Here is a 22,162-nt window from a genome sequence, read left to right on the forward strand (position 1 = left end):
CGGCCTCAGGGGCGGTCCGGCCATGCGGCGGGCGGTGCCGTGAAGCCCGGCTCCCCGGGCCCCGCGGCGGCGCCGCCGTTGCCGAACAGCAGCGATTGCGGGTTGTCGTTGATGCCGTCGGCCGCGCGGCCGAGCCGGCGCACCGCGCGCGAGGTGTCGTCGGCGACGCGGTTCACGCGCGGCAGCGTGGCGGAATTGAATGAGTCGACCGCCTGCGCAAGCGACTTGGTGCCCTCGCCCAGGCGATCGATGGGCCCGTCCGGCGCATTCAGCCGGTTGACGGTGGTGTTGAAGTTGTTGGCCACGCGCGAGACGTCGCCGGCCGCCTTCTTCACCGAACCCATGGTCTCGGGCAGCGCTGCGAGCGTGGGGTTCAGGCCGGTCTTCACCGTGTTGTCGAGCTGCTTGAGCAGCGTATTGGCGCTGGCCGAGGCGGCCGCGATGTTCTCGAGCGCTTCGGCCACGCGCTTCTGGTTGCCGTCGCCGAGCAGCGCGTTGGCGCGCTTCGTGGCCTCGTCGACCTGGTTGATGATGGCCTCGCCGCGGTCCTGCAGCTGCGCCAGCATCGAGGGCTTGAGCGGAATGCGCGGCGGGTCGTCGTTGTTCGGCGTCAGCACCACGTTCGATTCGCCCTTGTCGTCGAGCGCGATGAAGGCGAGGCCCGTCACGCCCTGGTAGCTCAGCGTCGCGAAGCTCGAGGTGGTGAGCGGCACGCGCTGGTCGACCGTGATGCGCACGCGCACGTTGCCGCGCATCTTGGGGTCGAAGTCGATCGAGGTCACCTTGCCGACCGCGATGCCGCGGTAGCGCACCATGGCTTGCGGCTGCAGTCCGCTGACCGCGTCGCGCGTGGAGAGTTCGTAGATGTTGCGCACCGTGTTGTCGCGCGTGAACCAGACCACCAGCCCGATGAGCACGGCGATCAGGCCGAGCACGAAGGCGCCGGCGGCGAGCGCATGGGATTTGTTTTCCATGGTGTGTGGCTACCTTTCAGTGGCCCGCGCCGGCCGCGGCAGGCGGGGCATCGGCGGGTTTGTCATGCAGGGCCTCCAGCGCGCGCTGGCCGCGCCCGCCCAGGAAATATTCGTGGATGAACGGATGCGGGTACGCGATCACCTCGCGCGCGGCGCCGCTCACGATGACTTTCTGGTCGGCCAGCACCGCGATGCGGGTGCTCAGGTCGAACAGCGTGTCGAGGTCGTGCGTGACCATCACCACCGTGAGGCCGAGCTCGCGGTGCAGGCCGCGCAGCAGGTCGCAGAAGCTGTCGGAGGCCTCGGGGTCGAGGCCTGCCGTGGGCTCGTCGAGCAGCAGCAGCGGCGGGTCCATGATGAGCGCGCGCGCCAGCGCCACGCGCTTGATCATGCCGCCCGACAGGTCGGCCGGGCTCTTGTTGGCGTGCTGCGGCTCGAGGCCCACCATCTGCAGCTTGACCAGCGCCGCGTTGCGGATCAGCTCGTCGGGCAGCAGCTTGAGCTCGCGCAGCGGAAAGGCGATGTTCTCGAGCACGCTGAAGGCCGAGAACAGCGCGCCGTGCTGGAACAGCATGCCGACGTTCGCCGCGCCCTTGGCGCTGAGCTCGCCGGGCGCCCGCCCCAGCACCTCGACCGTGCCCTTCGTGGGCTTCTCGAGGCCGAGGATCTGCCGCAGCAGCACCGTCTTGCCGGTGCCCGAGCCACCGACCAGCGACAGCACCTCGCCGCGCTCGATGCGCAGTTCGAGGTCGCGGTGAACCACCTGCTCGCCGTCGGCGTTCTTGAACACCGTCCAGAGCTTGCGGATGTCGACGACTGCTGCTTCGTCGCTCATGCCCTGAACCCCACGCCCTTGAACAGCACCGCGAACAGCGCATCGACCAGGATCACCGCGGTGATCGAGGTCACGACCGACGAGGTCGTGCCGCGCCCCAGGCTTTCGGTGTTGGGCTTGACCTTCATGCCGAAGTAGCAGCCGATCAGCGCGATCAGCACGCCGAACACCGCCGACTTCGCGAGCGCGATCCAGAGGTTGGTGATCGGCACCGCGCGCGGCAGTGCCGAAAGAAAGTAGGCCGGCGAGATGTCGAGCGCCGCGTCGGCCGCGAGCATGCCGCCCGCGAGCGCCGCCATCGAGGTCCAGAGGCTGATCAGCGGCATCGCGATCGCCAGCGCCAGCACGCGCGGCATCACCAGCCGGAAGCCGTGCGGAATGCCCATCACGCGCATCGCGTCGAGTTCCTCGGTCACGCGCATCACGCCGATCTGCGCCGTTATCGCCGAGCCCGAACGGCCCGCGATCAGCACCGCGGCGAGCACCGGACCGAGTTCGCGGACCAGCGACAGGCCGAGGATGTTGACCACGAACGCCTCGGCACCGTACTGGCGCAGCTGCTGCGAGATCAGGTAGGCCAGCACCACGCCGATCAAAAGCCCCACGAGCGCCGTGATGTGCAGGGCGGTGGCGCCGAACTGGTAGAGGTGGCCCGAGAAGTCGCGCCACGGCCCGCGGTGCGGCGCACGCAGCAGCGTGCCGACGTCGATCGCGAGCTGGCCGACAAGGCCCACGTAGTCGCGCGTCGCCTGCAGCGCGCGCGGGCCGGTGTGCGAGAAATGCCGCAGCCGCTCGGCCAGCGTCGGCGACGGTTCCTCGGGCGTGCCGACGGTGTATCGCGCCACCTGGTCGAGCACCGCCTTGTGCTGCGGCAACATTTCGAGCGTTGCCGGCCAGTCGTGGCGCCAGTGGTCCCAGAGCAGCTGTGCGCCAATGTGGTCGAGCTGATCGATCGGACGCAGGTCCCAGGCGCGGTCGTCGCCGGGCGGCGCCGCGGCGAGGTCGCTTGCGAGCGCCTGCCAGGCAGGGCGCGACGACATCGCGAGCGTGGTCCAGCGGCCAGTCGCCACCATCCAGCGCCGGCCCTCCTGCTCGCGCGCTTCGATGCGCGGCAATCCGCTGTCGGCGGCGGATGCGTCGGCAGGCGAAGTTGCGATGGGCATGGCGGGGCGGTGCAGGGCGGAGCAAGAAGAAAGCGGCGGTCGGAGGCCGCATCGTAACCGGGTGAATCGGCGTTCCGGTGACGCTCTGCCGGCGCTTGGCGTAGGGGTTCACGCCGTTTCCGCGGCCGCCTGCCGGGCCCCGGCGTCACCCCCAGGCGCGCGACAGTGCGTTCCAGGCGCTGGCGATGACCGGCTCGTTGCGCCGCGCCGCGAGCGAGACGAAGCGCAGCGCACAGTCGAGCTGCACGCGGTCGGCCATCACCAGCCCATGCGACTGGCTCTCGCGAATGGCGATCGAGTCGCGCAGAAGGCTCAGGCCCACGCCCGATTTCAGCAGGTCGAGCATCGACGCCTCCTGGTCCACGAGCGCCACGCGCCGCGGCGCGAGCCCGAGCGGGCCGAACACGCGCTGCAGCAGGCGGTGGTGCGCCGATTCGGGCGGCGTGCCGAGCCACGGCAGCGCGGCCAGGGCTTTCCAGTCGCGGCCCAGCACCTGCGGGCCCCAGCCGGCGGGCGCGACCACGCGGTAGGTGAAGCGCGTGAGCGTGCGTGCGGCGAGCGGCGCGGCGGCGGCGGGTGCGTCGCTGGGCCCGTCGGTGGGCTCGCCGTCGAAGGTGTCGAGGTGGAAGCCCACGTCCAGCTCGCCGCGCAGCACCTGGGCCAGCACCGTGCCGCTCATGCCGTGGCGCAGCTCGGTCTCGATCTGCGGAGCCGACTCGACGAGCTCGCGCAGGAACATGCCGAGCCGGGTGAATTCGGGGTCGAGGATGGTGCCGATGCGCAGCGCCCCGCGCACGCTGCCCTGCAGGTTGCGCGCCGCCTGCTGCAGGTCGGCCACTGCCGCGAGCACGCGCTCGGCCTGCGGCAGCAGCGCGGCGCCGTCCGCCGTGAGCGCCAGGCCGTGCGGCGTCCGGGTGAAGAGCTGCAGTCCGGTGTCCTCGGCCAGCCGCTTGAGCTGCAGGCTCACCGCCGGCTGCGTGAGGTGCAGCTGCTCGGCGGCACGCGAGACATTGCCTTCGCGCGCCGCCAGCACGAAGGCGCGGAGGAGATGGAGGTCCGGGGCGGCGGCGGTCATATAAGTGCGACTTATAAACCACTGGCGCCGAAATCATTGGCAATCGGCCGAGGGAATGGGTGAAACTGCCGTCCGCGGGATCGGCATGGTCCATGAGCAGCAAAAATATCCACAGAGACAAGAAGCAGGTGCCATGAGCGAAGACGACAACACTTTCGACTACATCGTCATCGGTGGCGGCACGGCCGGTGCGCTGATGTGCAACCGCCTCACGCGCAAGAAGCAGCAGCGCACGCTGCTCGTCGAGGCCGGCCGCAAGGACGACTACCACTGGATTCACATCCCGGTCGGCTATCTCTACTGCATCGGAAATCCGCGCACCGACTGGCTCTACAGCACCGAGCCCGACGCCGGGCTCAACGGGCGCTCGCTGCGCTATCCGCGCGGCAAGACGCTGGGCGGCTGCTCCAGCATCAACGGCATGATCTACATGCGCGGCCAGTCGCGCGACTACGACCAATGGGCGCGGCTCACCGGCGACGACGCCTGGCGCTGGGACAACGTGATGCCCGACTTCAAGAAACACGAGGACCACTACCTCGGCGCCGACGAACTGCATGGCGCCGGCGGCGAATGGCGGGTCGAGAAGCAGCGGCTGCGCTGGGACATCCTCGATGCCTTCGCCGAGGCCGCGGTGCAGGCCGGCGTTCCCCACAGCACCGACTTCAACCGCGGCAGCAACGAGGGCGTGGGCTATTTCCAGGTCAACCAGAAGAACGGCTGGCGCTGGAACACCGCCAAGGCCTTCCTGCGGCCGGTGTGCTACGGCCGGCCCAATTTCGAGATGTGGGTCAATGCGCACGCCACGCGGCTGGTGCTCGAGACCCAGCCCGACGGCAGCCGCCGCTGCACCGGCGTGCAGGTGTGGGACGGCCATGAGATGGTGACGGCCCGCGCCACGCGCGAGGTGATCCTCTGCGGCGGCGCCATCGGCTCGCCGCAACTGCTGCAGCTTTCGGGCATCGGCCCGGCCGATCTGCTGCGCCAGCATGGCATCGAGGTGGCGGTCGATGCACCGGGCGTCGGCGCCAACCTGCAGGACCACCTGCAGATCCGCGCGGTCTACAAGATCGACGGCGCGCCCACGCTCAACGTGCTGGCCTCCTCGATGCTCGGCAAGGCAAAGATCGGTCTCCAGTACCTGATGAAGCGCAGCGGCCCGATGAGCATGGCGCCGTCGCAGCTCGGCGCCTTCACGCGCAGCTCGCCCGAGCACGCGTGGCCCAATATCGAATACCACGTGCAGCCGCTCTCGCTCGATGCCTTCGGCGAGCCGCTGCACAGCTTTCCCGCCTTTACCGCGAGCGTGTGCAACCTCAACCCGACGAGCCGCGGCACGGTGCGTATCCGCAGTGCGCGCTTCGAGGACGCGCCGGCCATCGCGCCCAACTACCTGAGCACCGACGCGGACCGCAAGGTGGCGGCCGATTCGCTGCGCGTGACGCGCCGCATCGCGTCGCAGCCGGCGCTCGCGAAGTACAAGCCCGAGGAGTGGAAACCGGGCGTGCAGTACCAGAGCGACGACGACCTCGCGCGCTTGGCCGGCGATATCGCCACCACCATCTTCCATCCGGTCGGCACGACCAAGATGGGCGCCGACGACGATCCGATGGCCGTGCTCGATTCGCACCTGCGCGTGCGTGGCGTGCAGGGCCTGCGCGTGGTCGATGCGGGCGCCATGCCCACCATCACCAGCGGCAACACCAACAGCCCGACGCTGATGATGGCCGAGAAGGCGGCAGACTGGGTTCTTCGGGGCGTCTGAAAAGAGGCGCGCCCGGACGGTTCACTTGAGCTTGCTGTCTTCGCGCTTGGCTTCGGCCATGGCCTCGGGCTCGAGCTCCTCCGCATAGCGGTTCATACGGATGAAGACGCCCCAGCCGGCCATCAGCAGGCCCACGGCACCGAGCATGAGCGCCGCATGGAGCATCAGCTCGGGTGCCTCGCGCGCCTTGAAGATCGCGACCAGCGCTTCGACCGACACCGCGACCACGATCACCACCATGAAGCGCGAGAGGAACCTGCGCACGCGCGTCGGCGCGCTGATGTGGGCGTCGCGCACCACTTCCTCCTCGAGCACGGTCTGCGAGATCTGCAGCGCCACCACGCCGGCCGCGAGCAGGCCTACCGCCTCGATGATCGCTTCCGCTGCGGCCAGGTCGAGGCCGTTGAGAACTGCGCTCCAGCCGGCCCGCACCGCGATCACGACGAGCACGATCGATGCGAGGGCGAAGGCCAGCGACATCAGCGCATGGATCGCGGCGTAGAGGGAGTGGACCAGTTTCATGCGGGTGTGCGCCGGGTGCGGCGTGCGGTGGATCGGCGCCCGGATCTTCGGCGCACAGGGGCCTGCGGCGCGTAGGCGCCCAGCGCATCGTGCGCACAGCGGGCGCCGGGTTCCTTCCGCCAACGCACCAGGTCCTTCGTTTTTGTCGCTAGGCAAGCGCACGCGATTGGCTGATAGTGCCCCGCATGAACTCCCCCCGAACCGGCGGCCAGATCCTGGTCGACCAACTCTTCATCCATGGCGTCCGGCAGCTCTTCTGCGTACCCGGCGAAAGTTTTCTCGCGGTGCTCGATGCGCTGCACGACGGCGCAATCGACGTCACCGTGTGCCGCCAGGAGGGCGGCGCTGCGATGATGGCCGAGGCGCAAGGCAAGCTGACCGGCCGGCCCGGCGTGTGCTTCGTCACCCGCGGGCCGGGCGCCACCAATGCCTCGGCCGGCGTGCACATCGCGCACCAGGACTCGACGCCGCTGCTGCTGTTCGTCGGGCAGGTGGCGCGCAACGCGCTCGGCCGCGAGGCCTTCCAGGAGCTCGACTACGCGGCCGTCTTTGGCACCATGGCCAAGTGGGTGGTGCAGATCGACGACCCCGCGCGCGTGCCCGAGCTGGTCTCGCGCGCCTTCCACGTGGCCACCTCCGGCCGGCCCGGCCCGGTGGTGATCGCGCTGCCCGAAGACATGCTGACGCAGGCCGCGAGCGTGGCCGACGCGCTTCCGTATGCCGTGACAGAAACGCATCCCGGCGCGGCACAGCTCGCCGAGCTGCAGCAGCGCCTCGCTCGGGCCGAGCGTCCGGTCGTCATCCTCGGCGGCAGCCGCTGGTCGGAGAAGGCGGCGCTGCAGTTCGCGGATTTCGCGGCCGCGTTCTCGCTGCCCGTTTACTGCTCGTTCCGCCGCCAGATGCTGCTGTCGGCCGATCACCCGAACTATGCGGGCGACCTGGGGCTCGGCGCCAACCCGCGCATGCTCGAGCGCATCCGCGATGCCGATCTGGTGCTGCTCATCGGCGGGCGCCTGTCCGAGGTGCCGTCGCAGGGCTACGAACTGCTCGCGATTCCGCAGCCCGCGCAGGCGCTGGTGCACGTGCATGCCGATGCCGATGAACTCGGCAAGCTCTACCGGCCGGCGCTCGGCATCCATGCGACGCCGCAGGCCTTTGCCGAAGCCGTGGCCGCGCTGCGTCCGGCCGCCGAGCCCGCCTGGCAGGCGCGCACGAAAGCCGCGCGTGAGGAGTTCCTGCGCTGGAGCGATCCGGCGCCGATCCGAATTCCCGGCACGCTGCAGATGGGCGAGGTGATGCAGCACCTGCGCGAAGTGCTGCCGCCCGACACCATCTTCTGCAACGGCGCGGGCAACTTCGCCACCTGGGTGCACCGCTTCTGGCCGTTCCGCGCCTTCGCGAGCCAGCTGGCGCCGACCAGCGGTTCGATGGGCTACGGCCTGCCGGCCGGCGTCGGCGCCAAGCGCCTGTGGCCGCAGCGCGAGGTCGTGGTGTTCGCGGGCGACGGCGACTTCATGATGCACGGCCAGGAGTTCGCCACCGCCGTGCAGTACGGGCTGCCGATCCTCGTGGTGCTGCTCGACAACGCGATGTACGGCACCATCCGCATGCACCAGGAAAAGCACTACCCCGGCCGCGTCAGTGCCACACAGCTCAGGAACCCCGACTTCCGCGGCTATGCCGAGGTGTTCGGCGGCCACGGCGAACGCGTGACGCACACGGCGGAATTCGCGCCCGCGCTGGCCCGTGCGCGCGCGAGCGGCAAGCCTGCGATCTTGCATTGCCTGCTCGACCCCGAGGCGATCACGCCCACGGGCACGCTGCAGGGCCTTCGCGAGGCGGCGCTGGCCGCACGCTGAAGGGCGACTAAACGCCGGGTCGCCGTGCCGCCAGGCGGGCGGCGCGCGCCAGCGGCTCCATCGCCAACTCGAGCCGCCCCGCGAGCTGCCCGAGTTCCTCGTCGTTGGTCTCGATCGCGTGGGCGCGCGTCATGCGCACGATCTCGGCCGCGTACTCCGCATTGGTCGCCATCCATTCGGTATCGGTCACACGCCCGTGCTTTCGCCTGAGCGCCACGTGCAGGCGCGCGGCCAGGGCAATGCGTTCGCTTTCGGACATGGATGGCATGGCGTCTCCGTCGGGGTGCTCGCAATGCCTCAGCAAGATCGAGGCCGACCCCAGAGGGCGCACAGGCCGAAAGCGGGTAATTCCCGATGCACTGCGCCGGTGCACCGCCTACAGTCTGCCCACTCGCAACGGGCCAAGCTCGTGCTGCCGAGGGTCCGAGGAGACAAATTCCGGTCAAAAGAAGAATCTGAAGGCTTCCGCTCGAGAGGCCCTGCTGAACTTGAAAGGCGCCGCTGGTCGGCGCCTTTTTTATGTCCGCAGCCGGCGGTGCAAGGCCATCTGCTCTGCACGCAGCGCTGGTTTTAGCTCCTGTTTTTGTAGCAAGCGATGCGACAATCCCGGCATGGAAATGCTGGTGGTCACGCTCGCCTCGCTGTTCGCGGGCTTTGTCGATGCGATCGTTGGCGGCGGCGGGCTGATCCTCGTGCCGGCCCTGTTCGCAGTCTTTCCGGGCGCGCCGCCGGCCACCCTGCTCGGCACCAACAAGAGCGCGTCGATCTGGGGCACCGCGGCCGCGGCGGCGCAGTTCAGCCAGCGCGTGCAGATGCGCTGGGCTGCGCTGTGGCCCGCCGCGGTGCTCGGCTTCGTCGGCTCGATGCTCGGCGCCTGGGGCGTGACGCTGTTCCCGGGCGACTTCCTGCGCCGCGCGCTGCCCATTGTGCTGCTCGGCGTGCTGCTCTACACGCTGGCGCGCAAGGACCTCGGCCGCCACCACGTGCCGCGCTTCGCGGGGCGCGCCGAAACGCTCGCGGCCTGCGCGATCGGCTTCTCGATCGGCCTCTACGACGGCTTCTTCGGCCCGGGTGCAGGCAGCTTCCTCGTGTTCCTGTTCGTGCGCTGGATGGGCTACGACTTTCTCAACGCCTCGGCCTCGGCCAAGATCATCAACACGCTCACGAATGCCGCGGCGCTGCTCCTGCTCGCCGCCAAGGGCCATGTCTGGTGGCACTACGGCCTGGTGATGGCGGTGGCCAACGTCGCCGGCAGCCTGCTTGGCACGCGCGTGGCGCTCAAGCACGGCGCCGGCTTCGTGCGAGGCGTATTCATCGTCGTCGTGAGCGCGTTGATCCTGAAGACCGCCTACGACGCATTTCTGAAATAGCGGCCCGACCTCGCCCGGGCACACGGCGGACAGAAACGAAAAAAGCTCCCGAAGGAGCTTTTTTCATTCGAGAGCGAACTCTCGGAGGTGCAAGGGCTTAGTAGCCGCCGCGGCCACCGCCGCCGCCGCCGTAGCCGCCGCCACCACCGCTACGGCCACCGCCGCCGCCGCCGTAGCCGCCGCCACCACCGCCACCGCCGTAACCACCACCGCCGCCGCCGTAGCCGCCGCCACCACCGGTGCGGGGGGGGCGTGCTTCCATCGGACGTGCTTCGTTCACCGTCAGGGCGCGGCCCTGGAACGAATGGCCGTTCATGGCTTCAATGGCCGACAGGGCCTCGGCGTCCGAGCCCATTTCGACAAAGCCGAAGCCCTTCGAACGGCCGGTGTCGCGTTCCATCATGACCTTGGCGCTGACGATCGAGCCGTACTCGCCGAAAGCCTGTTCCAGGTCGCTGTCACGCACGGAGTAGGCGAGGTTGCCTACGTAAAGTTTCTTGCCCATGGAGGGACTCCTGATTCAAACCAACAAAACAAAGCGATGGAGTCCCAGAATCACAACAAACAAAATTGCGCTGTGGCGCGAAACTGACCGATCACCGAATTACGTGCACGGGAGACAAGCTCGCAGACACGTAGGCCCGATTATCAGCGGCGATTCGGAAAAAGCACGCTGCATCCCCCACTTATTACCAATCATCACGTCCGGACGGGCGATTTCGCAACGGTTCGAGCAGCCCTTTGAGCCCGTTGTGGTCTATTTCATGCATCAAATGCAGCAGCCGCCCGATCTCGCCTGCGGGAAAACCCTCGCGCGCGAACCAGGTCAGGTAATTTCCGGGCAAATCGGCAATCACGGTGCCCTTGTGTTTGCCGAACGGCATGGGGAGCGTCACGAGGCGCTGCAGGTCTTCGGGTTTCATGCTTCTTCTTGGTGACGGCGCCGGATTTCAGCCGCCTGCGCGCTTGACGGTGTGGCCCTGCTTCGCGAGCGACGCGATCACCAGGTCCCGGTGGTCGCCCTGGATTTCGATGATTCCGTCCTTCACGGTGCCGCCCGAACCGCAGGCCGCCTTGAGTTGTTTGCCGAGCGCTGCGAGCGCCGCCGCATCGAGCGCGAGACCCTTGACGACCGTCACGCCCTTGCCCTTTCGGCCCTTGGTCTCGTGCGATACCCGCACAATGCCGTCCGTGGCGGGCGTCTGCGCCTTCTTCATCAGTTCCTTGCAGCGGCATTGCGCGACCGGCGCGCCGCACGCGGGGCACATGCGGCCGCCCGATTCGGTGGAATACACCAGCGCGCTCGCCGGGTTGTTCTTCATCGCTGCCATTCGGTCCGTCTCTTCGTCTTCAATTTCCGGGGTTTCTCCATCTTGCCGCCTGCTCACATGCCATTCGATTCATTGGGCCTCGTGCCCGCGCTCGTGCAGGCAGCCACGGAGAGCGGCTATGCCGCGCCGACCGCGATCCAGGCGGCCGCCATCCCGGCGATTCTGCAGGGCCGCGACCTGCGCGGCACGGCGCAGACCGGTTCCGGCAAGACCGCCGCATTTTCGCTGCCGCTGCTGCAGCGTCTGGCGGGCGAGACCGTGGGTACGCCGCGCCGCGTGCGCGCGCTGGTGCTCGTGCCCACGCGCGAACTCGCGGCGCAGGTCGGCGAGAGCATGCGCAGCCTCGCGCAGCACCTGAGCGTGCGGCTGAAGATCGTCGTCGCCTTCGGCGGGGTGTCGATCAATCCGCAGATGATGAGCCTGCGCGGCGGCGCCGACATCGTGGTCGCCACGCCGGGCCGGCTGCTCGACCTGGCCGACCACAACGCGCTGCGGCTCGATGGGGTGTCGATGCTCGTGCTCGACGAGGCCGACCGCCTGTTCGACCTGGGCTTTGCCGAGGAGCTCGGCCGCATCCTCGCGCTGCTGCCGGCGAAGCGCCAGAACCTGCTGTTCTCGGCCACCTTCCCGCCGGCCATCCAGGCGTTGGCCGACGGCATGCTGCACGAGCCCGCGATCGTCGACGTGCAGGGCGAGCCGGGCACCGAGCCGGCGATCGTGCAGCGCGTGATCGAGGTCGACGCGAACCGCCGCACCCAACTGCTGCGCCACCTGCTCGAACGGCACAAGGACGATTGGGACCGCGTGCTGGTCTTCGTCGCCACGCAGCATGCGGCGCAGATCGTGGCCGAGAAGCTCTACAAGAACGGCATCTACGCGGTGCCATTCCACGGCGACATCGCGCAGGGCACGCGCAGCGACATCCTGTCGCAATTCAAGCAGAGCCGCTGGGACGTGGTGGTCGCCACCGACCTCGCGGCACGCGGCCTCGACATTGCGCAGTTGCCGGTGGTGATCAACTACGACCTGCCGCGTTCGCCCACCGACTACATCCACCGCATCGGCCGCACCGGCCGTGCCGGGGAAAGCGGGCTTGCGATCAGCTTCGTGGGTGCGTCGACCGAGGCGCATTTCCGGCTCATCGAGAAACGCCAGGGTCTGAGCCTGCCGCGCGAGCGCATCGAGGGCTTCGAGCCGACCGAAGCGGCCGTGCCGCTCGTCGATGCGTCGGGCACCGGCGGCATCAAGGGCAAGCGGCCGAGCAAGAAGGACAAGCTGCGCGCGGCGGCCGCCAAGGCGACCGGGCAGGGCGAGTAGCCCCGCGCGCGGGCCGTTGCGTCAGCTGCTGGTGCGCACGCGGCGCGGCGCGGCGGGCGCGTCCATGCTGGTGCCGGTCACGACCCAGTAGATGAAGATCAGCACGGCGCCGGCGGTGCCGAACACCGTGAGGCCTATGTAGCTGCCGCCGATGGCGAGCGCGTCGACCGGCGCGGCCGCGGTGCAGATCATGCTCGCGGCGCTCATGCCCACGTAGTGCATCGTGCAGACGGCCAGCGCCATCACAAGGGCTGCCGCCACCTGGTGCAGCAGCCGCCGCAGGTTGAAGGCCAGCCACAGCGCGGCGCCGGCCGCGGTAATGGCGATGGCCACCGACAGCGCCACGATGCCGAGGTCGAAGTCCATCGAGGCGCGCATGTTCATCGCGAACATGCCCATGTAGTGCATCACGCAGACCCCTACGCCCGCGAGCAGGCTGCCGGCCAGCCATCCGGGCTTGCTGAACCTGCGTCGACCGCCCGCGAGGTACAGCGCGATGCCTGAGATCAGGATCGCCGCCACCAGCGACACCGCGGTCAGCGGCACGTTGTACGAGATGCCCACCGGCAGCCGATAGGCCAGCATGCCGATGAAGTGCATCGACCAGATGCCGATGCCGCCGAGCGCCACCGCCGCGCAGGCCACGACGGCCAGGTTCGGGTTGCCGTCCGCGCCGACCATGCGCTTCGCGCAGATCAGCGCCACCAGCGATCCCGCGAACGAGATCAGGAACGAGAGCGCCACCAGCCCCAGCGAGTATTCGGGCGACAGCATCTGGCCTACGACGAGGGGTGGCATGGGGACTCCTTCTGGATGGAAGAACGCCCGCCCCCGACACCGTTGTCAGGAGGCGTAACCAGACGTTCGTCGCGGAGTTTGTAACCTTTGTGTGGATAAGTAAACAGAATTTTGCATTTTTCACATTTTCTGGTCTTTGCCTCTGGGGCGGATCCGGTAGATCGCGTTGTTCCGGTCGGCCGACACATAGACCGTCCCGTCAGGGCCGACCGCCACGCCGGTCACCACGTAGGGCGCCGGCAGGCCCGGCCCGGGTGCGAGGCCGATCGGCAGGTCTTCCGCCACGGTGCGGCGGCTGCCGGTGGCGGGGTCGATCTCCACCAGGCGGCGCGCCGCGCTTTCGGCCACGATGAAGCTGCCCCAGGGCGTTTGCGCCAGGCCTTCGGGCAGCGCAAGGCCTTCGGCGATCGCGCGCAGCGGCGCGCTCGCGTCGAGCGGAATGCGCGTGAGCTTGCCGGCCGCCTCGGTCACATAGAGCGCGCCGTCTTGGCCAAGGACCATCTGCACCGGGCCGCCAAGGCCGCTGGCGAGCACTTGCTTCTGTGCGAAGCCCGGCCCGCTGGCGCGCGTGATGCTGCCGGTCGCGATCTCGGCATAGATCACGCTGCCGTCGGCCATGGGCATCGCGTCGAACGGCGCCTTCAGGCCGTGCAGCGTCTCGACGGTGCGCAGTGTCTGCCGGTCGACCAGTTGCACCGTGCCGGTGAACCACGAGGCGAGCGCAAAGAGCCGGCCCGAGAGCCCGACCGAGAACGGGTAGTCGAGCTCGGGGTCGCGCTGCATGCGGAACACGTCGCGCACCTCGCCGGTGTGCACGTCGACCTGGCGGAAGCCGAACACGTCGGCCACCCACAGCGTGCGACCCTCGACCTTGAGGCCCGCGGGCGCGGCGAGCTTGCCGCTGGTGAGCGTGCGCAGCGCGCCCGTTGCCGGGTCGAAGGCCTGGATCTCGTTGTTGGCCATGTTCGACACGTAGATCGTGCCGTCGGGTGCGATGGCCAGGTTGTCGAGCGACGGACGCAGCTGCCGGGTCAGCGTCTTGCGGCCGCTGGCGAGGTCCACGCGCACCAGTTCGCCGCTGCGCGCATCGACCACCCAGAGATTGCCCTTCCCGTCGAGGTTGGCCGCGGCCGGAATCTTGAAGCCGTCGGTGATCACGGTCATGCTGCCGGTGGCGGGGTCGATCTTCACCACCTGGCCCTTGAACCACAACGGTCCGTAGAGCATGCCGTCGGGCCCGACCTCGAAGCCGTTGAAGCCGCCCATGTCCTTCTTGATGAGCCGCGGCGGCTTCTTGCCCTCGCGGTCGATCTCCCACAGCGCGTCGCCGAGGAACACCTGCGAGGCGTAGAGCTTGTTGCTGCGGCGGTCGAAGTCGACCGAATTGAGGCCCGGCAGGTCCTTGGCGAGCACGCGCATCGGCGCGTCGTCGTGCTCGCGGTAGCGCAGCATGCCCATGAGGTAGTTGGTCCATGCGAGTTCGCCGCGCGGCCCCACCGCGATGTCGTCGGCCTGGCCTTCGGGCGCCGGCACGAGCACGCGCGCGGCGCCGGTGCGGCGGTCGACTTCCCACAGCGTGTTGCCGAGCACCGAGCCGGCGAGCAGGCGCCCTTTCGTGTCGATGGCCAGGCCGTGCACCCCTGCGAACGCGGAGGGCGCCACCAGGGCCTCGGGCGGCCCCCAGGCATCGGGCCGCGTGGGCGGTTGCTGCGGCGCCGAGGGCGGAAAGACGCTGCTGCAGGCACCCAGCAGGGCGAGCGTGGCGGTCAGGGCGGCGGCTGCTGCAAAGCGGCGGAAGAACATGCTGCTTCTCTCCTTCTTCTGTGTGCGGACGAGTCTAGAAGCAGGCGGGGGGCGTGTGGCAGTCCCGCGCGGGACATGCGGACTTTCATCCGCTCTCGGTTACCCGGGGATCCGCCGCGCAGGATCAGCCGCGCAGGAATTGCGTCACGGCGTGGATCACCAGTCCCACGAGCCCGCCCACCAACGTGCCGTTGATGCGGATGAACTGCAGGTCGCGGCCGATGTGGCGCTCGAGCTCGACGGTCATCTCGGCGGCGTTCCACTCGGCGACGCGCCCTTCGATGTAGCGGCGGATGTCTTCGCGGTAGCGTTCGATCGCGGCCGGCGCGGCGGCTTCGAGCTGCTCGTTGATCCACCCGCGGATCGCCGCATCGGCCTGCAGCCGCTGGCCCAGCGTGCCGGCCATCACGGCGATGCGCCGGCCGATGGAGGAATCGCCGCGCCCCAGGTCGTCGTGCAGCCAGGCCAGCAGTTCGCTCCAGAGCCCGTGCAGGTACTCGCCGAGCGCGGGGTGGGCCATGAGTTCGGCCCGGACCTGCTCGCCGCGCGCGCGGAACTCGGGGTCGAGCTTGAGGCGCACCACGAAGTCGTCCATGAAGCTGTCGAAGCGCTTGCGCATCGGATGGCCGGGCTCGGCCGCGAGCTCTGCGATGGTGTTCGCCACCGCGGCCACGATCTTGCGCGTGGCCATCCTGGCCGCGACCTGGTCGAGGCCCACGTAGCGCAGCGTGCGGATCTCGCGCGCGATCGCTTCGGTGATGTGCGCTTGCACCTCCTCGCCCTCGAGCACGCCCGCGAGCTGCTGCAGCACGTCGTCGAGCAGCGCCTGGTGGCGACCGCCCGCCGTGAGCGCATCGAGCGCCTGGCCCATGAGGCGCGACAGGTCGACCTTGCCGAGGCCTGCGGCCGCAGCGCGGCCCATGAAGGCGCGCACGCGTTCGTCGTCGAAGGCGCCGAGCCCGTAGCGCGCGGCGGCGACGCCCCATTCGCTCAGCTTCTCGCCGCTCGCGGGCCGCGCCAGCCAGTCGGCGATGCGGGCTGCGGCATCGAACTCGCGCAGCTTCGCGAGCACTTGCGCGGTGCTCAGGAAGTTGTCGCAGATGAAGCCCGCGAGCTTGGCGCCGATGCGGTCCTTGTTGCTCGGGATGATCGCGGTGTGCGGGATCGGCAGGCCGAGCGGATGCCGGAACAGCGCCACCACCGCGAACCAGTCGGCGATCGCGCCGATCATGGCCGCTTCGGCGAACGCGGCCACGTAGCCCCAGGCGGGGTGCACGTCGTGCATCACACTGGCCAGCGCATAGAGCGCGGCGGCGGCGCACAGCAGGCCGAAGGCGATGCGTTTCATGGGCCGCGCGCGTCCACGGCTTCTTCGTCCTTCAGCCGATGGCCGGCGTGGCGGCGAGTCGCTCCATGAACAGCTCGCAGCGCGCGAGCTGTTCGAGGCTCACGAACTCGTCGGGCTGGTGCGCCTGCTCGATGCTGCCGGGGCCGCACACCACTGTGGGAATGCCGGCGTTCTTGAACAGGCCCGCCTCGGTGCCGAAGGCCACCAGCGTGGTGCGGTCCTCGCCCGCCAGGCGCTGGGCGAGCAGGGTGACCGGATCGTTCGCGCTGCCCAGGAAGCTCGGGATCTCGCAGATGGTGTCGAAGCTGAAGCCGGCATCGGGTGCCACCTTCTTCATCGCCGGCTCGAGCGTGCCGGCATAAGCAATCACTTCCTCCTGCATGCGCTTGGCGTCGGCGGTCGGCAGGTCGCGGAATTCGTAGCGGAACTCGGCATCGCGCGGCACCACGTTGTCGGCGATGCCGCCATGGAACTGGCCCACGCTCGCGGTGCTGAAAGGCACGTCGAAGCCTTCGTAGCGTGGTTCGCTGCGCTCGAAGCCCTCGGCCATGTCGCGCACCTTGCCGACCACGCGCGCGGCCATCTCGATCGCGTTGACCGACTTCGGCGTGAGCGAGGAATGCGCCTCCTTGCCGCGCACGCAGCAGCGGTAGCGGTACACGCCCTTGTGCGCGATGGCCGGCACCATGCTGGTCGGCTCGCCGACGATGCAGGCGAGCGGCTTGATGCCGGCATCGCGCATGTCGGCGATGAGCTCCTTCACGCCGAAGCAGCCGATCTCCTCCTCGTAGGTGAAGGCGAAGTGCATCGCGAACGGCGAATCGCTCTCGAGGAAGCGCTTCGCGTTCGACAGCGCGATGGCGATGAAGCTCTTCATGTCGGCCGAGCCGCGGCCGTAGAGGCGCTCGTTCTGCACCGTGGCCGAAAGCGGGTCGACGCTCCAGGCCTGGCCGTCCCAGGGCACCGTGTCGGTGTGGCCCGAGACGATCACGCCCGCCGGCTTGCCTTCGCCCAGCGTGGCGAACAGGTTGGCCTTGGTGCGCTCGGCGTTGTAGGTGATGCGGCTCTTGACGCCGAGTGCGGCGAGGTGGGCCTGCGCAAGGTCGATCAGCTGGAGGTTGCTGTTCGCGCTGATGGTGTTCATGCGAACCAAGGTTTGCGCCATCTGGAGGCTCTGGGGAGAAAGCGTGTGCTGCATGCAACACATTCTCCCGGAAGTCGGCACCGGGCGCTGCCGGGTATCGGCGCTTTCATGACGACGGGGTAGCCTCATTCTTCGATTTTCACGGTCTCGATGGAGGACACACCATGCGCATTTCCCTGCCGATCGTCTGGGCCGCAGCGGCCGTGCTGGGCCTCGCCGGCTGCGCCGCCACGGCGCCCCCGGGCCGCCTTGCAACGCTCGATGGCCAGCCGCCGCTGGTGATCGCCCACCGCGGCGCCTCGGGCTACCTGCCGGAGCAGACGCTCGAAGCCTATGTGCGCGCCATCGAACAGGGCGCCGACGTGATCGAGATGGACCTGGTCTCCACGAAGGACGGCGTGCTGATCGCGCGCCACGACCCGAACCTCGCGACCAGCACCGACGTGGCGAAGCACCCGCGCTTCGCTGCGCGCAAGAAGACGATCAAGGTCGACGGCGAGACCCAGACCGGCTGGTTCTGCAACGACTTCACGCTGGCCGAGATCAGGATGCTCGGCGCCATCGCGACCGATCCCGAGCGGCCGCAGCAGTACAACGGCAAGTTCAAGGTCGCGACCTTCCAGGAGATCATCGACCTGGCCAAGGCAAAGTCGAAGGAAACCGGCCGCACCATCGCGATCTACCCCGAGACCAAGAACCCGACCTACTTCCGCGACCTCGGGCTCGCGATGGAGGACAAGGTGGTCGCCGCGCTCACGGCCGCGGGCTGGAACAGCAAGGCCGCGCCGGTGTTCGTGCAGTCGTTCGAGCCCGGCAGCCTCAAGATCATGCGGGCCAGGGGCCTCCAGGCGAAGCTGGTGCAGCTCATCGACGGCGACGGCATCGACATGGCGACCGGTGCCATGACCTACGCGGTGCCCTTCGACCGTCCCTACGAATGGACCAAGGCCGGCGACCGGCGCAATTTCGACGTGATGGTCACGCCCGCGGGGCTCGCGGAAATCAAGACCTATGCCGACGGCATCGGCCCGTGGAAGCGCTACATCGTGAGCTTGAAAGGCGTCATCGGGCCCGACGGCAAACCGATGGACCTGAACCGCGACGGCAAGGTCGACGACGCAGACGCCACCTCGGTCTCGCCCACGCCGCTCGTGGCCGAGGCGCACAAGGCGGGCCTGTTCGTGCACCCCTTCACCTTCCGCAACGAGTCGCGCCGGCTCGCGGCCGACTACGACAAGGACGGCGCCAAGGAATACGCCACCTACTACCGGCTGGGCGTGGACGGCGTCTTCACCGACTTTCCGGACACTGCCATCGCGGCGCGCGCCGAGTTCCTCAAGAGCCTCGGCCGCTGAGGGTTTGCCCGGGCACGGTCTTTGCGGGCGATGCCGCAAAGCCTAGACTGTGCCCATGAAACTCATCGACTCGCTCGTCACGCAGGCGGCCGGCATCGCCGCCGTCCGGCGCGACCTCCATGCCCATCCCGAACTCTGCTTCGAAGAAGTCCGCACCGCCGACGTGGTGGCAGGCAAGCTCACCGAATGGGGCATTCCGATCCACCGCGGCCTGGGCACCACCGGCGTGGTGGGCATCGTCAAGAACGGCACCAGCAACCGCGCCGTGGGCCTGCGCGCCGACATGGACGCGCTGCCCGTCACCGAGCTCAACACCTTCGCGCATGCCAGCAAGCACCAGGGCAAGATGCACGCCTGCGGCCACGACGGCCACACGGCCATGCTGCTGGCCGCGGCGCAGCACCTCGCGAAGCAACGCAACTTCGACGGCACCGTCTACCTGATCTTCCAGCCCGCGGAAGAGGGCGGCGGCGGCGCGCGCGAAATGATCAAGGAGGGGCTGTTCGACCAGTTCCCGATGGACGCGGTGTTCGGCATGCACAACTGGCCCGGCATGAAGGCGGGCCAGTTCGCCGTGAGCCCTGGTCCGGTCATGGCCTCGGGCAACAAGTTCTTCGTCAACGTGATCGGCAAGGGCGGCCATGCGGCGCTGCCGCAGACCGGCATCGACCCGGTGCCGATCGCCTGCGAGATCGTGCAGGCCTTCCAGACCATCCTCACGCGCAAGATGAAGCCGACCGACTCGGCCGTGATCTCGGTGACCACGATCCATGCCGGCGAGGCCAACAACGTGATCCCCGACAACTGCGAGCTCTCGGGCACCGTGCGCACCTTCTCGCTCGAGGTGCTCGACATGATCGAGGCGCGCATGAAGCAGGTCTGCGACCACATCTGCGCCGCGCACGACGCGACCTGCGAATTCCGCTTCGAGCGGTACTACCCGCCCACGGTCAACACCGAGGCCGAGGCCGATTTCGCGCGCCGCGTCATGGGCGGCATCGTCGGCGCCGAGAACGTGCTCCGGCAAGAGCCCGCGATGACCTCGGAAGATTTCGCCTTCATGCTGCAGGCCAAGCCCGGCGCCTATGCCTTCATCGGCAACGGCGACGGTTCGCACCGCGACGTGCACCACGGCGAGGGGCCGTGCACGCTGCACAACGCGAGCTACGACTTCAACGACGACCTGATCCCGCTCGGCGCCACCTGCTGGGTGCAGATCGCCGAGCAGTTCCTGGCACGGAACCCCGGGGGAGCGGCGTCTTGATCGGCATCGGCGAGGCGTTCTCGCCGCGCTACGCCCAGGCGCGCCAGAAGTTCCTGCAGGCCTGCGTGAGCGCGGGCCTCGTGGTCGAGCCGCATGCACACCCCGAGAAGGGCCGCGACGGCGAGGCGCTGTCGATGGACGTGGCGCTCGACGGCGAACCCGGCGCCGAGCGCCTGCTCATCGTGACCAGTGCCTGCCACGGCGTCGAGGGCCATTGCGGCAGCGGCGTGCAGGTGTTCGCGCTGCACGATGCCGAATGGCGCGAGAAGGCGCGCGCGCAGGGCGTGGCGGTGCTCTACATCCATGCGCTCAACCCGCACGGCTTTTCGCACGGCCGCCGCGTGACGCACGAAAACGTCGACCTCAACCGCAATTTCGTCGACTTCTCGCAGCCGCTGCCCGTCAACGAGGCCTACGCCAGCCTGCATCCGCTGCTCGTCCCCGACACCTGGCCGCCGACGCCCGAGAACCAGGCCGCGATCGGCCAGTGGATCGAGGCGCATGGCGCCACCGCCTACCAGGCCGCGGTCACGAGCGGCCAGTACCAGTTCGACGACGGCCTGTTCTTCGGCGGCCGGGCGCCGACCTGGAGCAACAGGACACTGCGCACGGTGCTGCAACGGCATGCCGGCGGGGCACGCCGGCTCGCATGGATCGACCTGCACACGGGGCTCGGGCCGAACGGCATCGGCGAACGCATCTTTGCCTGCCGCGACGACAAGGCCGCCTATGCGCGCGCCAATGCCTGGTGGGGCACGGCGGCGGCGCCGGTCACCTCGATCTACGACGGCTCTTCGAGTTCGGCGCTGCTGCGCGGGCTGATGTGGGATGCCGCGTACCAAGAATGCCCGCAGGCCGAATACACCGGCATCGCGCTCGAGTACGGCACGCTGCCGATGCTCGAAGTGACGGGCGCGTTGCGCGCCGACCACTGGCTGCACAAGCACCCGGAGGCGCCGGCCGACCTGGCCGACGGCATCCGCACGCGCATGCGCGAGGCCTTCTATACCGACACCGACGCCTGGCGCGGGCAGGTCATCAGCCAGGCACGGCAGGCGATGTTCCAGGCCGTCGACGGCCTGGCGTCCTGAGGGGCGAGGCTCAGGTCCTGATCCGCCCGTCGCCCGTGATCATCGAGAGCTCGACGAACTTCGAGCCCACGTGGTTGCGCGGCGAGAACGAGACCTCGAAACCGCCGAAGGGCTGGCGGTCGATGCTTTCGAGCCCGGCAATCAGGCCCTCGCGCGTGGGCTTGCCTGGTGCGCGGCGCAGGCCTTCGACCAGCACCTTGGCCGCGAGGTAGCCTTCCAGGCTCGAGAAATTGACGCTCGCGCCCGCGCCGGCCTTCTTCACCGCCTCGCTGAATTCGCGCGTGATCGCGTTGGCCGGGTTGTAGGGCGACGGCACCACCTGCGTCACCATGACGCCCGCGCCCTGCTTGCCGAGTTCGTCGGCCAGCGCTTGCGTACCGACGAACGACACATTGAAGAAGGTGCCGCCGTAGCCCGCCTTGCGTGCCTCGCGGATGAAGGCGGCGCAGGCCTTGTACGCACCCACCTGCACCACCGCGTCGGGGCGCGCGGCCGTGATGCTCTTGACCGCCTGCGCCACGTCCACCGAGTTGCGCTCCACCGTCGCGAGCGCCACCGGCTGGAGCTGCTGCTGCGACAGCGCCAGCGTCACGCCGTCGAGCCCGGCCTTGCCGTAGGCATCGTTCTGGTAGAAGACCGCGATCTTCTTCAGGCCCAGGTGCGTGAGCTGCTTCACGATCAGCGCGGTCTCGTCGTTGTATGAGGCGCGCAGGTGGAACACGTTGCGGTGGAAGGGCTCGCGCAGCGACATCGCGCCGGTGAACGGCGCGATGAACGGCACCTTCTCCTTCACCGCCAGCGGCAGCGCCGCCATGCTCGTGGGCGTGCCGATGTAGCCGAAGAGCGCGAACACGTCTTCCTCGATCAGCTTCTGCGTGTTGGCCGCGCAGCGGTCGGGCTCGTAGCCGTCGTCGAGGTTCTTGATCACCACGCTGCGCCGTCCCGGCTGCGCGTTGTACTGGTCGAGGAAGAGCTTGGCGCCCTGGTGGAACTGGATGCCGAGCTGCGCGGCCGGCCCCGTGAAGGCGGCCGACTGGCCCAGCACCAGCGGCGCTTCGCCCTGGGCCCGCGCCCAGTGGGTGACGCCCAGCGCCGCCGCACCGGCTGCCACGGAAAAATGTCTGCGATTCATCATGGTGAAAAACCTC

At 68.9% G+C, this 22,162-nt stretch carries 21 protein-coding genes; 7 read left to right on the forward strand and 14 right to left on the reverse strand.

Annotation, left to right across the window (positions count from 1 at the left end; all coding sequences use genetic code 11):
- Positions 1 to 5 precede the first annotated feature (5 nt).
- The 4 genes from AC3A6R_RS19150 to AC3A6R_RS19165 form a co-directional block, all read right to left on the reverse strand.
- Positions 6 to 974, reverse strand: coding sequence for an MlaD family protein (locus AC3A6R_RS19150; RefSeq protein ID WP_487865255.1), 969 nt, complete (start codon positions 972 to 974; stop codon positions 6 to 8).
- A gap of 16 nt (positions 975 to 990) precedes the next feature.
- Positions 991 to 1,809 carry an ABC transporter ATP-binding protein gene (locus tag AC3A6R_RS19155; protein ID WP_487861182.1) on the reverse strand — a complete coding sequence of 273 codons (819 nt, stop codon included), beginning with the start codon at positions 1,807 to 1,809 and terminating at the stop codon, positions 991 to 993.
- Entirely contained in the window at positions 1,806 to 2,972 is a 1,167-nt protein-coding gene (locus tag AC3A6R_RS19160) for an MlaE family ABC transporter permease (protein WP_487861183.1), read from the reverse strand. Before AC3A6R_RS19160 ends, AC3A6R_RS19155 begins: the two co-directional genes overlap by 4 nt.
- A 145-nt stretch (positions 2,973 to 3,117) precedes the next feature.
- Positions 3,118 to 4,047: a LysR family transcriptional regulator gene (locus tag AC3A6R_RS19165; protein WP_487861184.1), complete on the reverse strand. Its 930-nt coding sequence runs from the start codon at positions 4,045 to 4,047 to the stop codon at positions 3,118 to 3,120.
- A 133-nt stretch (positions 4,048 to 4,180) separates the two neighbouring features.
- On the opposite strand from AC3A6R_RS19165, the gene AC3A6R_RS19170 reads away from it, so the two are divergent.
- Positions 4,181 to 5,812, forward strand: coding sequence for a GMC family oxidoreductase (locus AC3A6R_RS19170; RefSeq protein ID WP_487865256.1), 1,632 nt, complete (start codon positions 4,181 to 4,183; stop codon positions 5,810 to 5,812).
- Positions 5,813 to 5,833: 21 nt separating this feature from the next.
- Here AC3A6R_RS19170 and AC3A6R_RS19175 read toward each other — a convergent pair whose 3' ends face one another.
- Positions 5,834 to 6,334 (reverse strand): hypothetical protein, encoded by a 501-nt coding sequence (locus tag AC3A6R_RS19175; RefSeq protein ID WP_487861186.1) that lies wholly within the window; start codon positions 6,332 to 6,334, stop codon positions 5,834 to 5,836.
- A 185-nt stretch (positions 6,335 to 6,519) separates the two neighbouring features.
- On the opposite strand from AC3A6R_RS19175, the gene AC3A6R_RS19180 reads away from it, so the two are divergent.
- Positions 6,520 to 8,193: a thiamine pyrophosphate-binding protein gene (locus tag AC3A6R_RS19180; RefSeq protein ID WP_487865257.1), complete on the forward strand. Its 1,674-nt coding sequence runs from the start codon at positions 6,520 to 6,522 to the stop codon at positions 8,191 to 8,193.
- A gap of 7 nt (positions 8,194 to 8,200) precedes the next feature.
- Here the strand turns inward: AC3A6R_RS19180 and AC3A6R_RS19185 are convergent, their stop codons facing one another.
- The gene (locus AC3A6R_RS19185; protein ID WP_487861188.1) at positions 8,201 to 8,461 is read right to left on the reverse strand and encodes a hypothetical protein; all 261 of its coding nucleotides are present in this window, start codon (positions 8,459 to 8,461) and stop codon (positions 8,201 to 8,203) included.
- A gap of 343 nt (positions 8,462 to 8,804) precedes the next feature.
- Between AC3A6R_RS19185 and AC3A6R_RS19190 the strand changes: the two genes are divergently transcribed.
- A complete protein-coding gene (locus tag AC3A6R_RS19190) occupies positions 8,805 to 9,563 on the forward strand; it encodes a TSUP family transporter (RefSeq protein ID WP_487865258.1) in 759 nt (252 codons plus the stop codon).
- Between the two features lie 97 nt (positions 9,564 to 9,660).
- On the opposite strand, the gene rbp is transcribed toward AC3A6R_RS19190, so the two are convergent.
- The 3 genes from rbp to AC3A6R_RS19205 all read right to left on the reverse strand — a co-directional run bounded on the left by rbp (position 9,661) and on the right by AC3A6R_RS19205 (position 10,894).
- Positions 9,661 to 10,068 carry an RNA-binding regulator gene (gene rbp / locus AC3A6R_RS19195; protein WP_487865259.1) on the reverse strand — a complete coding sequence of 136 codons (408 nt, stop codon included), beginning with the start codon at positions 10,066 to 10,068 and terminating at the stop codon, positions 9,661 to 9,663.
- A 184-nt stretch (positions 10,069 to 10,252) separates the two neighbouring features.
- The gene (locus AC3A6R_RS19200) at positions 10,253 to 10,486 is read right to left on the reverse strand and encodes a DUF3820 family protein (protein ID WP_487861191.1); all 234 of its coding nucleotides are present in this window, start codon (positions 10,484 to 10,486) and stop codon (positions 10,253 to 10,255) included.
- A gap of 27 nt (positions 10,487 to 10,513) precedes the next feature.
- Entirely contained in the window at positions 10,514 to 10,894 is a 381-nt protein-coding gene (locus AC3A6R_RS19205) for a translation initiation factor Sui1 (RefSeq protein ID WP_487861192.1), read from the reverse strand.
- 57 nt (positions 10,895 to 10,951) lie between these two features.
- On the opposite strand from AC3A6R_RS19205, the gene AC3A6R_RS19210 reads away from it, so the two are divergent.
- Positions 10,952 to 12,211: a DEAD/DEAH box helicase gene (locus AC3A6R_RS19210; protein ID WP_487865260.1), complete on the forward strand. Its 1,260-nt coding sequence runs from the start codon at positions 10,952 to 10,954 to the stop codon at positions 12,209 to 12,211.
- Positions 12,212 to 12,232: 21 nt separating this feature from the next.
- Here the strand turns inward: AC3A6R_RS19210 and AC3A6R_RS19215 are convergent, their stop codons facing one another.
- The 4 genes from AC3A6R_RS19215 to argE all read right to left on the reverse strand — a co-directional run bounded on the left by AC3A6R_RS19215 (position 12,233) and on the right by argE (position 17,358).
- Positions 12,233 to 13,009 carry an MHYT domain-containing protein gene (locus AC3A6R_RS19215; protein ID WP_487865261.1) on the reverse strand — a complete coding sequence of 259 codons (777 nt, stop codon included), beginning with the start codon at positions 13,007 to 13,009 and terminating at the stop codon, positions 12,233 to 12,235.
- A 120-nt stretch (positions 13,010 to 13,129) separates the two neighbouring features.
- On the reverse strand, positions 13,130 to 14,812 hold the full coding sequence (locus AC3A6R_RS19220; protein ID WP_487865262.1) for a Vgb family protein: 1,683 nt from the start codon (positions 14,810 to 14,812) through the stop codon (positions 13,130 to 13,132).
- 124 nt (positions 14,813 to 14,936) lie between these two features.
- Positions 14,937 to 16,160, reverse strand: coding sequence for a DUF445 domain-containing protein (locus AC3A6R_RS19225; RefSeq protein WP_487865263.1), 1,224 nt, complete (start codon positions 16,158 to 16,160; stop codon positions 14,937 to 14,939).
- A 31-nt stretch (positions 16,161 to 16,191) separates the two neighbouring features.
- Positions 16,192 to 17,358, reverse strand: coding sequence for an acetylornithine deacetylase (gene argE, locus AC3A6R_RS19230; RefSeq protein WP_487865264.1), 1,167 nt, complete (start codon positions 17,356 to 17,358; stop codon positions 16,192 to 16,194).
- A 110-nt stretch (positions 17,359 to 17,468) separates the two neighbouring features.
- Between argE and AC3A6R_RS19235 the strand changes: the two genes are divergently transcribed.
- Genes AC3A6R_RS19235 through AC3A6R_RS19245 form a run of 3 tightly spaced genes read left to right on the forward strand, consistent with a single transcriptional unit; the run spans position 17,469 to position 21,014 of the window.
- Positions 17,469 to 18,659 (forward strand): glycerophosphodiester phosphodiesterase, encoded by a 1,191-nt coding sequence (locus tag AC3A6R_RS19235; protein WP_487865265.1) that lies wholly within the window; start codon positions 17,469 to 17,471, stop codon positions 18,657 to 18,659.
- 55 nt (positions 18,660 to 18,714) lie between these two features.
- Positions 18,715 to 19,923: a M20 aminoacylase family protein gene (locus AC3A6R_RS19240; protein WP_487865266.1), complete on the forward strand. Its 1,209-nt coding sequence runs from the start codon at positions 18,715 to 18,717 to the stop codon at positions 19,921 to 19,923.
- Complete coding sequence (locus AC3A6R_RS19245; protein ID WP_487865267.1) at positions 19,920 to 21,014, forward strand: M14 family metallopeptidase; 1,095 nt, start codon at positions 19,920 to 19,922, stop codon at positions 21,012 to 21,014. Before AC3A6R_RS19240 ends, AC3A6R_RS19245 begins: the two co-directional genes overlap by 4 nt.
- A gap of 10 nt (positions 21,015 to 21,024) precedes the next feature.
- On the opposite strand, the gene AC3A6R_RS19250 is transcribed toward AC3A6R_RS19245, so the two are convergent.
- Positions 21,025 to 22,149: an ABC transporter substrate-binding protein gene (locus AC3A6R_RS19250; protein WP_487865268.1), complete on the reverse strand. Its 1,125-nt coding sequence runs from the start codon at positions 22,147 to 22,149 to the stop codon at positions 21,025 to 21,027.
- Positions 22,150 to 22,162: the final 13 nt, after the last annotated feature.

Source organism: Variovorax sp. Soil_C_19 (assembly GCF_057657255.1).

Coding starts and splice junctions, on each gene's coding strand:
- AC3A6R_RS19150 (WP_487865255.1), bottom strand. CDS start 974: ATGGAAAACAAATCCCATGCGCTCGCCGCCGGCGCCTTCGTGCTCGGC.
- AC3A6R_RS19155 (WP_487861182.1), bottom strand. CDS start 1,809: ATGAGCGACGAAGCAGCAGTCGTCGACATCCGCAAGCTCTGGACGGTG.
- AC3A6R_RS19160 (WP_487861183.1), bottom strand. CDS start 2,972: ATGCCCATCGCAACTTCGCCTGCCGACGCATCCGCCGCCGACAGCGGA.
- AC3A6R_RS19165 (WP_487861184.1), bottom strand. CDS start 4,047: ATGACCGCCGCCGCCCCGGACCTCCATCTCCTCCGCGCCTTCGTGCTG.
- AC3A6R_RS19170 (WP_487865256.1), top strand. CDS start 4,181: ATGAGCGAAGACGACAACACTTTCGACTACATCGTCATCGGTGGCGGC.
- AC3A6R_RS19175 (WP_487861186.1), bottom strand. CDS start 6,334: ATGAAACTGGTCCACTCCCTCTACGCCGCGATCCATGCGCTGATGTCG.
- AC3A6R_RS19180 (WP_487865257.1), top strand. CDS start 6,520: ATGAACTCCCCCCGAACCGGCGGCCAGATCCTGGTCGACCAACTCTTC.
- AC3A6R_RS19185 (WP_487861188.1), bottom strand. CDS start 8,461: ATGCCATCCATGTCCGAAAGCGAACGCATTGCCCTGGCCGCGCGCCTG.
- AC3A6R_RS19190 (WP_487865258.1), top strand. CDS start 8,805: ATGGAAATGCTGGTGGTCACGCTCGCCTCGCTGTTCGCGGGCTTTGTC.
- rbp (WP_487865259.1), bottom strand. CDS start 10,068: ATGGGCAAGAAACTTTACGTAGGCAACCTCGCCTACTCCGTGCGTGAC.
- AC3A6R_RS19200 (WP_487861191.1), bottom strand. CDS start 10,486: ATGAAACCCGAAGACCTGCAGCGCCTCGTGACGCTCCCCATGCCGTTC.
- AC3A6R_RS19205 (WP_487861192.1), bottom strand. CDS start 10,894: ATGGCAGCGATGAAGAACAACCCGGCGAGCGCGCTGGTGTATTCCACC.
- AC3A6R_RS19210 (WP_487865260.1), top strand. CDS start 10,952: ATGCCATTCGATTCATTGGGCCTCGTGCCCGCGCTCGTGCAGGCAGCC.
- AC3A6R_RS19215 (WP_487865261.1), bottom strand. CDS start 13,009: ATGCCACCCCTCGTCGTAGGCCAGATGCTGTCGCCCGAATACTCGCTG.
- AC3A6R_RS19220 (WP_487865262.1), bottom strand. CDS start 14,812: ATGTTCTTCCGCCGCTTTGCAGCAGCCGCCGCCCTGACCGCCACGCTC.
- AC3A6R_RS19225 (WP_487865263.1), bottom strand. CDS start 16,160: ATGAAACGCATCGCCTTCGGCCTGCTGTGCGCCGCCGCCGCGCTCTAT.
- argE (WP_487865264.1), bottom strand. CDS start 17,358: ATGCAGCACACGCTTTCTCCCCAGAGCCTCCAGATGGCGCAAACCTTG.
- AC3A6R_RS19235 (WP_487865265.1), top strand. CDS start 17,469: ATGCGCATTTCCCTGCCGATCGTCTGGGCCGCAGCGGCCGTGCTGGGC.
- AC3A6R_RS19240 (WP_487865266.1), top strand. CDS start 18,715: ATGAAACTCATCGACTCGCTCGTCACGCAGGCGGCCGGCATCGCCGCC.
- AC3A6R_RS19250 (WP_487865268.1), bottom strand. CDS start 22,149: ATGATGAATCGCAGACATTTTTCCGTGGCAGCCGGTGCGGCGGCGCTG.